The following is a 15,473-nucleotide window of genomic DNA, read 5'->3' on the forward strand; positions in this document are numbered from 1 at the left end:
CGCCTCGACGGGCGTCACCGCGCGACCAGTTCGTTCATCGTGCGGAGCACGCGGGGGTCGGCGAAGGCGCCGGGCTCGATGGCCCTGCGGTGCGTGACGACGAAGGACGCCGTCTCACCGGGCAGCAGCGTGACCAGTCCGTCCTCGGTGGAGGCGCCGGGGTCGAGCTTGTCGACGAGCAGGGCGAGGTCGCGCACGAGGTTCGCCGCGCGGACCCGCACCTCGGTGCCGCCGTCGATCGGCAGGGCGTCGACCGCGAGGCGGGCCGGCTCGAGCATCGAGTCGCGCGGCTCGGCGAAGAACCACAACCCCCGCTCGGTGCCGGCGTCCGCGCTGAGCAGCTCGGCCGACGCATCCCTCGGCTGCGCGACACCCCCGTCGATCGGCACGGTCGCCGTGCCGTGGGCGGGCACGTGGAAGGGCACCGACTGCTCGGCGAGGGTCGCGCCGTCGAAGCCGAGCCGGCGCACGACGAGGTCGCCCGACCACGGGGCATCCGTGTCGTTGCCGAGCACGGCCCCGAGGCCGCCATCGCGCGGTTGCACGCTGACGACCCGCGGCGCGAACGCGATGCGGAGGGCGTGCCACAGCGGCTTCAGCCGCTCGTCGCCGTCGATCGCGGCCCACGAGGTGACCGGCCAGCAGTCGTTCAGCTGCCAGACGACGGCTCCCATCGTGTGCGGCGCCGAGGCTCGGAAGTGCTCGAGCGCGAACCGCACGGCGTCGGCCTGGTTGAGCTGCATCGCCCAGTGCCACGTCTCCATGTCGCGGGGCACGCGCAGGTGCGGCACGAGTCCGCCGGTGAGCTTGGCGTTGCCCTCCATGGCCTTCTGGTGCACGATCATGCCGGGCGACTCGGGGGTCAGCGGGTCGTCGGAGATCGCGCGTGTGAGCGTGGACCAGGCCGGCGGGCCCTGCCAGCCGAACTCCGCCACGAACCGCGGCCGGTGGTCGCGATACGTGGTCCAGTCGAGCCGGTTCCACTGCTCCCAGAGATGCATCGAGCCGTGCGCCTCGTCGTTGGGATGCCGCGCCTCGCCGTCGGGCCCAGCCGGGCTGAACGGGCTGCCTGGCGTGTACGGCACCTGCGGCGCGAGCTCGGCGACGAGCGACGGGAACAGCTCGTCGTAGTACCAGGCGCCCCACGTCGCGCCGTCGAGCGCAGCCTTCCAGCCCCAGTCCTCGTATCCCCAGAGGTTCTCGTTGTTGCCGTTCAGGAGCACGAGCGACGGGTGCGAGGCGAGCCGCACGATCTGCTCGCGCGCCTCGGCTTCGATCTCGCTCCGCAGCGGCTCCTCCTCGGGATATGCGGCGCACGCGAAGAGGAAGTCCTGCCAGGTGAGCAGGCCGAGCTCGTCGCAGAGATCGTAGAAGTCGTCGGACTCGTAGAGGCCGCCGCCCCAGACCCGGATGAGGTTGAGGTTCGCCGCCACCGCCTGGCGGAGCCGCCGCTCGTATCGGGCCCGGTCGACGCGCACCGGCAGGGCGTCGTCGGGGATCCAGTTCACGCCCTTCACGAAGATCGGCCGGTCGTTCACGACGAGCGTGAACGGGGTGCCCGCCGCATCGGGCTCGGTATCCCAGCGCACGGTGCGGAAGCCGACGACGCGGTGCGTCGCGTCGAGCGGGTCGGGCGCGTCGCCGTGGAGCCGGACGTCGACGACGTATCTCGGCTGCTCGCCGTGGCCCACCGGCCACCACCGTTCGACCTTCGGCAGCGTGAGCGTCACGCGCGCCCGGTCGCCCTCGATCTCGCCCGTCGTCGCGGGCAGCGGGCCGTCACCGAGACCTGGTCCGTTCACCGCGACGCTGACGAACGCAGAGATCGCCGTGGCATCCGTCGCCGAGGCATCCGCGTCGCTCGCCCGTTGGATCGTGAGGTCGACCTCGACGGTGCCGCCGTCGCCGTCGGGCATGGCGACCACGCGCACCTCGGCGAGGCGGGCCACAGACCACGACTCGAGCCGAACCGGCCGCCAGATGCCGCTCGTGTACGTCGCGATGCCCCAGTCCCAGCCGAAGTTGCACGCCGACTTGCGGATCGCCTCGTACGGCATCGGGTACGGCCGCGGCCGGGCGCCGAGCGCGAGGCTCTGCGCGTTCGCGTACCGCACCGGGGAGCGGAACGCGACCTCGAGCGTGTTCTCGCCCTCGACGAGCCCGTCGCGCACGTCGACCCGGTACGAGCGGTGCTGGTTGGCCGACTCGCGCACGACGCGCCCGTTCAGCCGGACCGTCGCGACCGTGTCGAGCCCGTCGAAGACGAGGTCGTGTCGCTCGTGGCCGTCGGGCCGCCAGTCGAAGCTCGTCTCGTACGTCCAGTCCACCTGGCCGATCCAGGCGAGGAGCGCCTCGTGGTCGTCGAGGTACGGGTCGGGAATGAGCCCGGCGGCGAGCAGATCGGTGTGCACGCAGCCCGGCACCGCGGCGGGCACGAGGGCGTCGGCGATCGGCTCGGGCACGGACCCGGCCGCGGCGCGGAGGCGCCAGCCGTCGTGCAGGTCGCGGCGGACGAGGTGCGGCTCGGTGGGGTGGGGCATGGCTACTTGACGGCTCCGGAGGTCAGGCCCTTGTAGATCCAGCGTTGCAGCAGGACGAAGGCGATGATCGTGGGGATGATGACGAGGATCGTGCCGGCCGCGATGACCTCCCACTGTGCGCCGAACGGTCCCTTGAACCGGAACAGCGACGTCGAGATGAGGCCCTCGGACGGCAGGTAGAGGAAGGGCAGGTAGAACTCGTTGTACACGGCGATGCCCTTGATGATCACGACGGTCGCGATCGCGGGCTTCAGCAGAGGCAGGATGATCCGCCAGTAGATCGTCCACCGGTTCGCGCCGTCGATCATCGCCGCCTCGTCGAGCGAGACGGGGATCGCCTGCATGAACTGGATGAACAGGTAGATCGCGATGATGTCGGTGCCCATGAAGAGCAGGATGAGCGCGGCCTTCGTGTCGTACAGCCCCAGCCCGTTCACCACCTGGAAGGTCGCGACCTGGCTCGTCACGCTCGGGATGAGCGTCGCCACGAGGAAGAGCCCGAAGACGAGCTTCTTGCCGCGGAACGCGAACCGGTCGAGCGCGTAGGCGCACATCGTGCCGAGCGCGATGGTGCCGATGAGCGACACCACGAGCACGACGAGCGTGTTGAGGAAGCCCTCGAGCATCTCGCCGCTCGTGAACGCGGTGACGAAGTTGTCGAGGTTCAGCCAGTTCGCGGGCGGGTCGAACGGACCCGTCTGGCCGTACTCCTGGCTCGTCTTCAGGCTCGCGATGAGCACGACCGACAGCGGCAGCAGCGTGACGAGCACCGCGATGACGAGGCTCAGGTACTTCGCCGTCGTGGCGCTGAGCCCTCGCAGACGCGACGCGGTCGACCTGCCGGAGCGGGCGGCCGAGGGCCGGCCCGGGCGCGTGGTCACGGCGCTCATGTGAGATCCACCTTCTCGTCGGGGAACACCTTCCGCTGGATCCAGGTAACGATGAGCACGATGACGAGCAGCACGACCGCCATCGCCGAGGCGAGGCCGACGTTGCGGAAGTTGAACGCCGTCGAGATCGTCTCGATGACGAACGTGCTCGAGCCGTTCGCCCCGCCGGTCATGATGAACGGGATCTCGAAGACGCTCAGGCTCCCCGAGATCGCGAGGATGAACGAGAGGCCGACGACCCGCCGGATGCCGGGTAAGATGATCGCCCAGAACTGCTGCCAGCGGTTCGCGCCGTCGAGCTCGGCCGCCTCGTAGATCTCGTGCGGGATCGACTGGATCGCGCCGAGGAAGAGCACGAAGTTCAGGCCGGTGTACCGCCACACCGAGGTGGCCGCGAGCGACGTGTTCACGATGTCGGGGTCGCCGAGCCAGTGCGGCGGATCGCTCAGGCCGAACCATCCGAGCGCGGTGTCGAGGGTGCCGCCCGGCTGGAAGAGGTAGAGGAAGACGAAGCCGATCGCGACGCCGTTGATGAGGTACGGGAAGAACAGCACGCCCTTGAAGAAGTTCGCGAATCGGGTGCTGAAGCTGAGGATCGTCGCGAAGTACAGCGCGAGCGCCATCTGCACGAAGGATGCCGCGAAGTAGTAGAGGCTCACGCCGAAGACGCTGAAGATGCGGGGGTTCGTGAACACCTCGACGTAGTTGTCGAAGCCGATCACGTTCTTGGTCAGGTCGAGCCCGTCCCAGTCGGTGATGCTGTAGTACAGCAGGTTGGCGGCCGGCCAGTAGGTGAAGACCAGCAGCAGCCCCACGGCGCCGGCCACGAAGAGCCAGGGCGTGAGCTGCCGCCGGAGTCGTCCGCGCGCCGAGCCGCCGACCGGCCGGGCGCCGGTCCCGCGGGAGTCCCCGCGGAACCGGCGGCCCGAGCCGGCCGGCACCGTGACGGCGGCGCGCGTGTCCGCCGGGGCGGTGTCGAGTGCCGTGTCGGTCATCGTGTTCGTCCGCTCCGGGGGTCAGCCCGCGAGCTTCCCGACGGAGGCGCCCCAGCGCTCGTTGAGCTCGGCGAAGTAGCTCTCCTTGTCGCCGTCGGCGGCACCGCGCGCGATGTCGACCATCTTCTGGCGGTACAGCTGGCCCCAGAGGTCGATCTGGGAGTCGTTGGAGACGTCGCTCAGCAGGCTCTCCTTGCCGGCGGGCGCCGGGTTCACCTCGAACAGCTCGACGCCGTTCTCGGTGAAGCCCGAGAGGTTGTCGGGCAGCGGCTTCTCGGCGACCGTCGAGATCATGCCCTGCGTCTCGGTGAAGCCCGAGTCCTCGATGAGCCACTGGATCCAGGCCCAGGCGGCGGCCTTGGCCTTGGAGTGCTTGCTGATGCCGAGGTTGTAGTCGCCGCCGATGAGGGCGTACTGGGTGCCGTCGATGTTCGACGGGAACGCCATGTAGCCGATGTCGTCGGGCGAGGCGCCGTTGTCCTCCGCGGCGGCCTGCATCTGCGAGATCGCCCACGAGCCGAGCGTCATCGCACCGATCTTGCCGGTGGCGATGTCGACCTTCGACTGCTCCCAGTTCGTGGTCAGCGGGTCCTCCTCGGTGAGGCCCGCGGCGACCGACTCGTAGAGCAGCGAGTCGATGGCGTAGATGTCGGTGCCCTCGGTCCACGGCGCGGGGTCCTCGGCCATCTCGATGCCGGCATCCGGGTTGTTGGTGATGGACCCCAGGTTGCTGAAGGACTGCGACAGCGGCCAGCCGTCCTTGTAGTTCGTGTAGAGCGGGATGGCGTCGGTGTTGTCCTTGACCTTCTGGAGCGCGGCGAGCCACTCCTCCTCGGAGGTGGGCAGCTCGGTGACGCCGGCCTCCTCGAAGACGCGCGTGTTGTACAGCACGCCCTGGGCGTTGCCGCCGATGGCGAGGCCGTACTGCGTGCCCTCGTAGGTGTGCGTCGTGAGGAACCGGTAGGTGTCCTCGAAGTCCGCGGTCTCGCCGAGCGGCTCGAGGAACTGCTCGAACTGGCTCGGCTGCATGGTCGGGATGCCGATGACGTCGCCGTAGTTCGTCGAGCTCAGGCGGGTCTTCATCTCGCCCTCGTAGTCGGTGATGCCCTCGAACGTCACGTTCACGTCGGGGTAGAGCTTCTGGAACTCCTTCGCGTACTCGTCGAACGTGCCGTCCTCGACCAGGTCGGTGCGCCAGGTGACGACGGTGATGTCGCCCTTCACCTCGCCGTCGATGGTGTTCGAGGCGTCCTCCGCGCCGCCCGCCGAGCACCCGCTGAGCGCGAGGCCGGCCACGGCGAGGAGCGCGAGTCGCGCCACTGCCTTCGTTGCCATGTGTACTCCTTGTCAGGTTCACCCTTGAACGCCGTCCGCTGGGGGCGCGGACCACGGGGCCAGGCTAGGCAGTGGAGAGCGCTCCCCGCAATGGTCATGTCAACGCTGTCCTTTTGGAATCGCGCGTTCACGAAAGTCCAGAAAGCTGCTTTTACCTGGAATTCTCGCTGCCAGGACAGTGGAATGAATTTCGAAAATGTCTGTCGAATGTCCGACGATAGACAGGCGGATCCCTGCGTTGCTATGCTCCCCGTAGCCCGACGATGGGGAGGACCATGACCGGCCAGCAGCAGCGTGCGACGCTCGACGACGTCGCGCGGCTCGCGGGCGTGAGCTCGAAGACGGTGTCGCGGGTGTTCACCAACCGCGAGCTCGTCGCCCCCGAGACGGTCGAACGCGTGCTCACGGCAGCCAAGCGCCTTCGGTTCCGCCCGAACACGCTGGCCCGCAGCCTCCGGCGCGGCGGCGCCACGAACACCATCGGCTTCGTCATGGGCGAGCTCGGCAACCCCTTCTACTACAAGGTCGCCGCGGGCATCGAGCAGGAGCTCGCCCGCAACGGGTACGCACTGCTCGTGGCGACGACGGACGACACCCCCGACGGCGAGGAGCGCGTCGTCGACGCCCTGCTCGCCCAGCGCATCGGCGCCCTGCTGCTCATCCCTGTCGGCGACGACCAGTCGTACCTCGAGGGCGAGCGGCACCTCGGCACGCCGGTCATCGCGATCGACCGGCCGGCGCGCAATCTCGTCGCCGACGCCCTGGTGCTCGAGAACCATCGCGGCGTGTTCGACGCGACGTCGCGCCTCATCGCGCTCGGGCACCGCCGCATCGCCTACGCCTGCAACCCGGCCGCCGTCTACACGCAGGCCGAGCGGGTGCGCGGATACCGCGACGCCATGGCTGCCGCCGGCATCCACGACACGCACCGCTGGGAACGTCTCGTCGACGATCGCACCGTGGCGCCCGACGACCTCGTCGGCGACCTCCTCGACCGCGACGACGCCCCCACCGCGATCATCACGGGCAACAACCGCATGACCGTCGGCGCACTCCGCGCCCTGCGGGCGCGCGGGGCCGACGGCCGCGTCGCCCTCATCGGGTTCGACGACTTCGACACCGCGGACGTGCTGGGCGTGAGCGTCATCTCCTACGACCCGGTCGCCCTCGGCCGCCAAGCGGCCCGGCTCGCGATCGAGCGCATCGGCGAACCCGCCGGATTCACCAAGCAGATCGAGCTGCCCACCTGGGTGGTCGAACGCGGCACCGGCGAACGGCCGCCCGCAGAAGGGGTCGGGGCATGACCGACGAACTCGTCCACCTGGAGTCCGGCGGGGTCGCGGTGCTCATCGACGCGTCGGGCCCCGGCCTGCCGTCGGTGCTGCACTGGGGCGCCGCGCTCGGGAAGCTCGGCGAAGAGGCCGCGGCGGGGCTGCGGGCCGCGGTGAGCCGGCAGACCGCGCCGCGGACGCTCGACGCCGCGTGGAACCTCTCGCTCTCACCGCTCGAGGGCGACGGCTGGAGCGGGCGGCCTGGGCTGCAGCTGCGCCGCGACGGCGTGCTGCTCCGCCCGCGCTGGAAGCTCGGCGAGGTCCGGACGTCGGCGACCGGGTTCGCGTGCACCGCCCGCGACGAGGCATCCGGTCTGGAACTCGATCTGGTGATCTCGATCGAGGCGGGCGGCGTGGTCGCGGTCGACCACCGGCTGCGGCACGCCGGCGGCGAAGGCCGCCTCCCCGTGGAGGTCGAGTGGGTGGAGGCGACGCTGCCGGTGCCGAAGAGCACCGACCGGCTGCTCACCTTCGACGGCCGGTGGAGCCGGGAGAAGCGACCGGTGACCACCGCCATGCCGGCGGGGTCGATCGTGCGCCAGTCGCGCCGTGGCCGCCCGGGCCATGATGCGCCGATGCTGTTCGCCGCGCTCGAGGGCGAGCCGCGCTGGCGGACGGGTCGCGTGTGGGCGGCGCACGTCGCCTGGTCATCGGATGCCACGTACCGCCTCGACCATGTGACCGACTCGGCCATCCTGGTCGGCGGCGGCGAGGTGCTGCGCCCCGGCGAGCTGGTGCTCGCGCCCGGGGACGAGTACGCGGCGCCGCGCGTGCTGTTCGCCTACTCCGATGCCGGCCTCGACGGCGTCGCGGCCGCGTTCCACGACCTGCTCCGCGCACGACCGGGCCACCCGTCGTCGCCGCGCCCGTTCGTGCTGAACACGTGGGAGGCGGTGTACTTCGACCACGACCCGGCTCGCGTGCTCGCCCTCGCCGAACGGGCCGCCTCGGTGGGCGTGGAGCGGTTCGTGCTCGACGACGGCTGGTTCCTCGGCCGGCGCGACGACACGACGAGCCTGGGCGACTGGATCGTCGACCGCAGCGTGTGGCCCGACGGGCTCCGCCCGCTCGCCGACCGGGTCCACGAGCTCGGCATGCAGTTCGGCCTGTGGTTCGAGCCCGAGATGGTGAGCCTCGACTCCGAGGTCGCGAGGGCGCACCCCGAGTGGCTGCTGCACGACCCGGCGCATCTCCGCCACGACCCGGGCCTCAGCTGGCGCGATCAGTACGTTCTCGACCTGGCCGACCCCGGCGCGTACGCGCACGTGCTCGGCCAGATCAGCGGGCTCGTCGACGACCTGGGCATCGATTTCATCAAGTGGGACCACAACCGCGACCTGGTCGACACGGTGCACGACGGGCGCCCGGGCGTTCACGCGCAGATGATCGCCGTGTACCGGCTCCTCGACGAGCTCCGGGCGCGGCATCCGCGGCTCGAGATCGAGTCGTGCTCGTCGGGCGGCGCCCGCACCGACCTCGGCATGCTCGCGCACACCGACCGGGTGTGGGCCAGCGACTCCAACGACGCGGTCGAGCGTCAGGACATCCAGCGATGGACCGGCCTGCTGCTGCCGCCCGAGCTGGTCGGCGCGCACGTCGGCCCGCCGACGTCGCACAGCTCGGGCCGCACGCTCGGGCTGACCTACCGCATGGCGACGAGCCTGCTGGGATCGGCGGGGCTGGAGTGGAACATCCTCGACTGCGACGCCGACGAGCTCGAGGCGATCACACGCTTCACGGCGCTGTACCGAGAACTCCGCCCGGTCACGCACCGCGGCCGCGTCGTGCACCCCGACCTCCGCGATCCGGCCTGGCGGGTCACCGGGTTCGTCGCCGATGACGCAGCGGTCTTCGTCGTCGCGACGGTCGCGAGTCTCGAAGACGCGCGAGCCGAGCGGCTCCGGCTGCCCGGTCTCGACCCGTCCCGTGTCTATCGCGTCCGCGTGCGCCGCGAGCTCGGCCGCGCCGCGCACGGCGGCAACACTCCCGAGTGGTACCGCACGGGCGACCTCGACCTGCCGGGCGCCGTGCTCACCGAGGTCGGACTCCAGCTGCCGACCCTGTGGCCCGAGCAGGCGTTCGTGCTCCACCTCGAGGGGCGCTAGCGGGGCCCGCGAACCGAGGCCGCGGCGACCGCGGAGCGCCGGGCGACGACTTGGCGGGGGCGCTCAGACCCGCTCGGCGAGCCAGGCCGCCTGGCGCTGCCAGTGCACGCCCTGGCCGCCCTCGTGCTCGTTGAACGCGTACTCGACGACGGTGGTCTCACCGCCGTAGTGGTTCGCCGCGGCGAACACCGTCGAGGGCGGGCACACCGGGTCCATCAGCGCTGCCGACACGAGCGCGGGTGCGGTCGCACGCTTGGCGAGGTTCACGCCGTCGAAGTACGACAGCGTCTCGAACACCCGCTCCGCGGCGTCGCGGTGCACGGCGAGGTAGCGGACGATCTCGGCGTACGGGTCGCGGTCGGTGAGGCCCACGGCGCGTTCGAAGTGGCAGAGGAACGGGACATCCGGCATCGCGGCGATCAGGCCGTCGCTGAGTGCGGCGGCGGCGAAGGCGATGCCGCCGCCCTGGCTGGCGCCGGTCACGGCGACCCGGTCGGCGTCGACGACGTCGAGCGTGCGGACCGCGTCGATGAGCAGCGCGGCGTCGGTGAACACGCGCCGGTAGTAATAGGTCTCGGGGTCGAGGATGCCGCGGGTCATGAACCCGGGCACCGAGGGCCCGGTGCCGTGCGGGTCGGGTGTGACGCCGCCGGTGCCCCACTGACTGCCCTGGCCGCGCGTGTCCATGAACGCCCACGCGTAGCCGGATGCCGCCCACGCGAGCCGCTCGTGCGGCAGGCCCCGGCCGCCGTTGTAGCCGTTGTACTCGACGACGGTCGGCAGCGGCTCGCTCGCGCCGGCCGGCACGACGAGCCAGCCGCGCACGACGTCGCCGGCGTATCCGCTGAAGGCGAGGTCGTAGACGTCGACGAGCGCGAGCGGCGAGTCGACCTTCGTGAGCACCGGCGCCTCGGCGACGGCGCGCGACTCGGCGAGGGTGCGCTGCCAGAACGCGTCGAAGTCGGCCGGCTCGGCGACCGTCGGGCGGTAGGCGCGGAGCTCGGCGGGCGGCAGGTCGAAGCGGGGCATGGGGGTCCTTTCGGGCGGGGAGGGCCGAACTGATCGAGGGGGTCGCCGCCCGCGTGCGGCCGCGGCGCCCGCCGCCAGCGTAGCGAAGCGACCCGCGCCGTCACGTGACGTTCGCGCCCGTCCACTCGGGTTCCCGCTACGCTCTCCCCATGACTGCAAGCGTTTGCATCGTGGGGCCGGCGTCCTGGAACCGCATCGTGCTGCTCGACCGGCTGCCCGAGCCCGTCCCCCATATGCAGTTCGCGCTCGACGAATGGGAGACCGTCGGCGCCACCTCGGCCGGCAAGGCACTCGGCCTTGCGGCCCTCGGCCGCCCGGTCGCCCTGCACGCCCTCATCGGCGACGACGCCGACGGCCGGCGGGTCCGCCAGGCGCTCGAGGCATCCGGCGTGCGCGTGCTCGGCGACCCGGCCGACCGCACCGAACGCCATCTCAACCTCATGACGCGTGCCGGTGAACGCGTGTCGCTCTACCTTTCGACGCCGACCGACGACCCGGCCGGCCCGGGCGATGAGGTGCTGCAGGCGATGGCCGCCGCCGAGGCGATCGTGCTCGACCTCGCCGAGCGGTCGCGCCGGCTGATCCCGGCCGCGCGCGCCGCGAACCGCCCGATCTGGACCGACGTGCACGACTACGACGGGGAGGCCGAGTTCCACCGGCCCTTCCTCGAGGCCGCCGACGCCGTGTTCATGAACGCCGACCGCATCGGCGACCCATGGCCGTTCCTCGAACGCTGCATCCGCGGCGGCGCGTCGCTCGCGGTCTGCACGCTCGGCGCAGACGGCGCGATCGCGGTCGATGAGCGGATGACCCGCCACGACGTGCCCGCCGTGCCGGTCGAGGTGCTCGACACGAACGGCGCGGGCGACGCCTTCATGGCGGGTGTGCTCGATGCGACGCTCGCGGGCGCCGGCGTCGACGACGCGCTCCGCGCCGGGGCCGCGCACGCGGCGACCGTGCTGACCACGCGCCACCTGCATCCCTCGCTCGACGCAGTGCTCGGCGGCTGACGCCGCCGCGCCGCACGCCACTCAGTAGGCGCGGTGGTCGACGAAGGCGAGGCGCGGCCCGCGGCGCGGTCTGCCCCGCACGCCCGCCGCGCCGAGTAACCGGATGACCCGGTATCGGTGCCCGGCCCACGGCGAGAGCACCTCGAGCATCTCCTCGTCGGTCATGTCGCGGCCGGCGAGCGCGTGCCCGACGTAGTTCGACAGGTGGTAGTCGCCGACCGAGACCGCGTCGGCGTCGCCGAGGGCTCGCTGGGCGACTTCGGCGACCGTCCAGACGCCGATGCCGGGGAACAGCGTCAGCCGTGCGGCGGCCGCCTCTGGCGTCATGCCCGCGGCCTCGTCGATGCGGTCGGCGAACCGCGCCGCGTTCACGATCGTGCGCGCCCGGCGGGGGTCGACGCCCGCGCGATGCCAGTCCCACGTGGGGATGTCGGCCCATGCCGCCGGTGTCGGCACGACCTTCATGGGGCGCGGCGTCGGGCCGGGGGCATCCGACCCGTGCCGCAGCAGCAGCCACCGCCACGACGCATGCGCCTGCAGCGTGATGACCTTCTGCTCGAGGATGGCGGGCACGAGCGCCTCGAACACCGCGGCCGTGCGCGGGATCCGGAGCCCGGGATTGCGCCGGTGCGCATCGTGCAGCACGTCGAGTCGCGGCTCGAAGCCCGACGGATCGTCGCGCGCACCGAGCAGCTCGGGCGCCTGCGCCACGGCGAGCGCGGCGCCCTCGCCCCACCCCTCGGCCCGGAGCACGTCGGGCGACGGCTGCGTCAGCCGGAGCGTCGCGGACCCGTCCACGGTGCGGGTGGTGCGCCACACCTCGCCCGCCACGGCCGCGAAGGTCGGGTCGCCTGGCCCGCGGCGCAGGCTTCCGGCGGTCTGCAGGAGATCGGTCGGATGCCTCGGCCGCCACTCGAGCGTGTGGGGGGCGATGGACACGGCACCAGTGTGCACCCCCCACCTGACAGTGACCGCCGGGTAACACCCGCGCGCAGCGCCGGTCAAGCCCTGGGGCCCGTCGTACCCCGCACGTAGCGTTGAGCCGACGCACGAGGCGAGGGGGCGATCGATGACCATGTCGGCACCGGCATCCGTTGGAGCGAGCGAGCGGTGGCCGATGCCGCTGCCCGAGGCCCGCGGGGAGGTGAGCCGGCTCGTCATCGAGCGGCTCCGCGGCGGGCCCGTCGCCGCCGAGCTCGACCCCGCGGCCGCGGCATCCGCCGTCTCGTCGTCGCGGGGCCTGCTCGAGGACGACGACGTGCAGCTCGCGCTGTTCCTCCTCTACGAGCTGCACTACGGCGGGCTCGCGGGCGTCGACGACCGGCTCGAGTGGGAGCCGGCGATCCTCGCGTTCCGCCGCGAGCTCGAGACGGCGTACGAGGCCGAGCTGCGGCAGCTCATCCCGCAGCCGCACGCGACCCGCGACGTGCCCGAGGCGCTGTTCGCCCTCGTCGAGGCATCCGACGACGGCCCGGGCCTATCGAACTGGGTCGAGACCGACGCGACCGCCGAGCAGGTGCGCGAGGTCATGGTGCACCGCTCGATCTACACGCTGAAGGAGGCCGATCCGCACAGCTGGGCCATCCCTCGGCTGCACGGCCGCGCGAAGGCGGCGCTCGTCGAGATCCAGGCCGACGAGTACGGCGGCGGCCGCCCCGAACGGCTGCACGCCGAGATCTTCGCCAAGACGCTGCGCGCGCTCGGCCTCGACGACCGCTACGGCGCCTACGCCGACCACGTGCCCGCCCTCGTCTACGCCTCGATGAACCTCATGTCGCTCCTCGGCCTGCATCGGCGCCTCCGCGGGGCGATCGCCGGCCACCTGGCGGCGTACGAGATGACCAGCTCGATCCCGTGCCGTGCGTATGCCAACGGGTTCCGCCGCCTGGGGCTCGGCGACGAGGCGGCCGACTACTTCGACGAGCACGTCGAGGCCGATGCGGTGCACGAGCAGGTCGCGGCGCGCGACCTCGCGGGCGGGCTCGCGGCGGACGAGCCCGAACTCGCCGACGACATCCTCTTCGGTGCCGCGGCCTGCCTCACGGTCGACGGACGGCTCTGGTCGAGCATCCGCTCCGCGTTCGAGGCGGGCGGCACGGCCCTGCGGAAGCCGCTGTCATGACCGCCGCCGGGCCGTCGGTCGTCGCCTGCCCCAACGGGCCGCTCCTCGTGCGCGGCGACGTAGAGATCCGCGACGAGCACGGGGAGCTGGTCGACCCGCACCGTCGGACGGTCGCACTCTGCCGGTGCGGCGCGTCGGCGATCCGCCCGTTCTGCGACGGCAGCCACAAGCTCGTCGGCTTTCGCACGGTGCGACCCGAGCGGACGCCCGCCGTCGTGTACGACGACCCGGCCGGTCCATGACCTCCCCCGAGGCGGTGCGCCGGCCGCGCGGTGCGAACGCCTGGCTCGCGGCCCACGAACGCGACCTCGCCGACGACCTCCTGCGCTGGGTCGCGATCCCCTCCGTCGCGGGCGACCCCGAACGCACGGACGCGCTCGCATGGTCGGCCGCCGAGCTCGAGGCGCTCTGCCGCACCGCCGGCTTCCCGGTGGTCGAGACCTGGGAGCAGGGCGAGAGCTGCACGGTGTTCGCCGAGTGGACGACGGATGCCTCGGCGCCGACGGTCCTCGTCTACAGCCACCACGATGTGCGGGCCACGCAGGGCGAGCGCTGGACCGAGACCGAGCCGTTCACGCCCGTCGAACGCGACGGCGTCGTCTTCGGCCGCGGTGCATCTGATGCGAAGGGCCAGGTGCTCGCGCACCTGTGGGGGCTCCGTGCGCATCTCGTCGCCGGCGGCCGCACCGCACCGGCGGTGAACCTCAAGCTCCTCATCGAGGGCGAGGAGGAGCTGGGCTCGCCGAACCTCGCCGACCTGCTCGAAGAGCACCGCGACCGGCTCGACTGCGACCTGATCGTCTTCTCCGACACCACGCTCCTCGACGCCGATCACCCCGCGATCTGCATGAGCGTGCGCGGCATGGTCGGGGCGACGATCACCGTGCACGGGCCTGAGGCCGACGTGCACAGCGGAGCCGTCTCGGGTGCGGCGCCGAACCCGGTGCTGGAGCTCGCCGGGCTCCTGGCGGGCCTCCAGGACGACGCGCAGCGGATCACCCTGCCCGGCCACTACGACGACGTGGTGACCCCGACGCCGGAGGAACGTCGCTGGTACGAGCGGCTGCCCTTCGACGAGGCCGACTGGGTCGAGCGGTCGCGAACGACGCGGGTGGTCGGAGAGTCCGGCTACCACGTGCCCGAGCGGCTCTGGGCGCGACCCTCGCTCGAGGTCATCACGGTCCGCGCGGGCGACGTCGAAGGGATGACCCGCGCGGTCATCCCCGCGACGGCGACCGCGGAGCTCAGCATCCGCCTGGTCGACGGCCAGCACCCCCAGCGTGTCGCCGAGCAGCTCGAACGCTGGCTCGCCGAGCGGATGCCCCGCGACCGGTGGGAGCTCGAGATCACCCACAAGACGGCCGGAGCGCCGTACCGCACGCCATCCGACCACCCGGCGGTCGGAGCGCTGGCCGAGGCCATGGCCACGGGCTTCGGTGTCGGGGTCGACGAGGTCGGGCGTATGGGCAACGCGGGCGGCGGGCCGGCGGATCTACTGACCCGCACGCTCGGGGCGCCCATCGTGTTCTTCGGCACGGGGCTCGTGGAAGACCGCTGGCATGCCCCCGACGAGCGGGTCCGCCTCGACGTGCTGCGCCACGGCGCCGCGACGCTCGCCGACTGGTGGCCGCGGCTCGCCGACGCGCTGCGGTGACGCCTGCCTCCGGGCGGGGCCCGCTCACGACCTACGCTGTCGGGCATGAGCAAGCGTTCGCCCGAGGCGCCGCGCGTGCATCTGCTGTCCGCACCGGCGGACAGCTGGCCGCGACGGATCAAGATCACGAACACCCACAGCGCGCCCATCCACGACGTGCGGATCTGGGTGATGGACGAGTTCGGCGGCTACGCCCCGCAGTCGACCGAGGTCATCCAGCGGCTCGAGGCCGGCGCCGCGACCGTCATGCCGGCTCCGGAGACCAGCCGGCTGTTCTCGGACAGCATCAGCGACGTCTGGATGCAGGTCACGTTCCGGGTCGGCGACGAGTGGTGGACCGCGGATGCCGGCGGCCGCGTGGAGCCGACCACGGTCGAGCGGATCGACTACCGCATTAGCATCCAGTAGGCGCGTGTCGCGACCCCGTGCGCACGCACTGATCATGCGTTCGGCCGTGCGTCA

At 71.9% G+C, this 15,473-nt stretch carries 13 protein-coding genes; 7 read left to right on the forward strand and 6 right to left on the reverse strand.

What is annotated here, in order from left to right:
- Window positions 1-14: 14 nt before the first annotated feature.
- Genes ABIQ69_RS16815 through ABIQ69_RS16830 form a run of 4 tightly spaced genes read right to left on the reverse strand, consistent with a single transcriptional unit; the run spans window position 15 to window position 5,760 of the window.
- Entirely contained in the window at window positions 15-2,540 is a 2,526-nt protein-coding gene (locus tag ABIQ69_RS16815) for a glycoside hydrolase family 2 protein (RefSeq protein WP_350348271.1), read from the reverse strand.
- A gap of 2 nt (window positions 2,541-2,542) precedes the next feature.
- A complete protein-coding gene (locus ABIQ69_RS16820) occupies window positions 2,543-3,430 on the reverse strand; it encodes a carbohydrate ABC transporter permease (protein ID WP_350348272.1) in 888 nt (295 codons plus the stop codon).
- Entirely contained in the window at window positions 3,427-4,425 is a 999-nt protein-coding gene (locus ABIQ69_RS16825; RefSeq protein ID WP_350348273.1) for a sugar ABC transporter permease, read from the reverse strand. Before ABIQ69_RS16825 ends, ABIQ69_RS16820 begins: the two co-directional genes overlap by 4 nt.
- A gap of 21 nt (window positions 4,426-4,446) precedes the next feature.
- A complete protein-coding gene (locus ABIQ69_RS16830; RefSeq protein ID WP_350348274.1) occupies window positions 4,447-5,760 on the reverse strand; it encodes an ABC transporter substrate-binding protein in 1,314 nt (437 codons plus the stop codon).
- 275 nt (window positions 5,761-6,035) lie between these two features.
- Between ABIQ69_RS16830 and ABIQ69_RS16835 the strand changes: the two genes are divergently transcribed.
- Together ABIQ69_RS16835 and ABIQ69_RS16840 are read left to right on the forward strand one after the other, a co-directional pair.
- Window positions 6,036-7,064: a LacI family DNA-binding transcriptional regulator gene (locus ABIQ69_RS16835; RefSeq protein WP_350348275.1), complete on the forward strand. Its 1,029-nt coding sequence runs from the start codon at window positions 6,036-6,038 to the stop codon at window positions 7,062-7,064.
- Complete coding sequence (locus tag ABIQ69_RS16840) at window positions 7,061-9,196, forward strand: alpha-galactosidase (RefSeq protein ID WP_350348276.1); 2,136 nt, start codon at window positions 7,061-7,063, stop codon at window positions 9,194-9,196. Before ABIQ69_RS16835 ends, ABIQ69_RS16840 begins: the two co-directional genes overlap by 4 nt.
- 63 nt (window positions 9,197-9,259) lie before the next feature.
- Here the strand turns inward: ABIQ69_RS16840 and ABIQ69_RS16845 are convergent, their stop codons facing one another.
- A complete protein-coding gene (locus tag ABIQ69_RS16845; RefSeq protein ID WP_350348277.1) occupies window positions 9,260-10,225 on the reverse strand; it encodes an acetylxylan esterase in 966 nt (321 codons plus the stop codon).
- A 149-nt stretch (window positions 10,226-10,374) separates the two neighbouring features.
- Here ABIQ69_RS16845 and ABIQ69_RS16850 point away from each other — a divergent pair, with 149 nt between their 5' ends.
- The gene (locus tag ABIQ69_RS16850; RefSeq protein ID WP_350348278.1) at window positions 10,375-11,235 is read left to right on the forward strand and encodes a carbohydrate kinase family protein; all 861 of its coding nucleotides are present in this window, start codon (window positions 10,375-10,377) and stop codon (window positions 11,233-11,235) included.
- A 21-nt stretch (window positions 11,236-11,256) separates the two neighbouring features.
- On the opposite strand, the gene ABIQ69_RS16855 is transcribed toward ABIQ69_RS16850, so the two are convergent.
- Window positions 11,257-12,174, reverse strand: a complete 918-nt coding sequence (locus ABIQ69_RS16855; RefSeq protein ID WP_350348279.1) for a DNA-3-methyladenine glycosylase 2 family protein — start codon at window positions 12,172-12,174, stop codon at window positions 11,257-11,259.
- A gap of 130 nt (window positions 12,175-12,304) precedes the next feature.
- Between ABIQ69_RS16855 and ABIQ69_RS16860 the strand changes: the two genes are divergently transcribed.
- The 4 genes from ABIQ69_RS16860 to ABIQ69_RS16875 are packed head-to-tail and all read left to right on the forward strand — an operon-like array spanning window position 12,305 to window position 15,419.
- Entirely contained in the window at window positions 12,305-13,357 is a 1,053-nt protein-coding gene (locus ABIQ69_RS16860) for an iron-containing redox enzyme family protein (RefSeq protein ID WP_350348280.1), read from the forward strand.
- A complete protein-coding gene (locus ABIQ69_RS16865; protein ID WP_350348281.1) occupies window positions 13,354-13,599 on the forward strand; it encodes a CDGSH iron-sulfur domain-containing protein in 246 nt (81 codons plus the stop codon). Before ABIQ69_RS16860 ends, ABIQ69_RS16865 begins: the two co-directional genes overlap by 4 nt.
- The gene (locus tag ABIQ69_RS16870) at window positions 13,596-15,011 is read left to right on the forward strand and encodes a M20/M25/M40 family metallo-hydrolase (protein WP_350348282.1); all 1,416 of its coding nucleotides are present in this window, start codon (window positions 13,596-13,598) and stop codon (window positions 15,009-15,011) included. The genes ABIQ69_RS16865 and ABIQ69_RS16870 overlap by 4 nt, the downstream gene beginning before the upstream one ends.
- A 45-nt stretch (window positions 15,012-15,056) precedes the next feature.
- The gene (locus ABIQ69_RS16875) at window positions 15,057-15,419 is read left to right on the forward strand and encodes a hypothetical protein (RefSeq protein WP_350348283.1); all 363 of its coding nucleotides are present in this window, start codon (window positions 15,057-15,059) and stop codon (window positions 15,417-15,419) included.
- The last annotated feature ends 54 nt before the right edge of the window (window positions 15,420-15,473 follow it).

This window comes from Agromyces sp. G08B096 (assembly GCF_040267705.1).
Lineage (GTDB): Bacteria > Actinomycetota > Actinomycetes > Actinomycetales > Microbacteriaceae > Agromyces.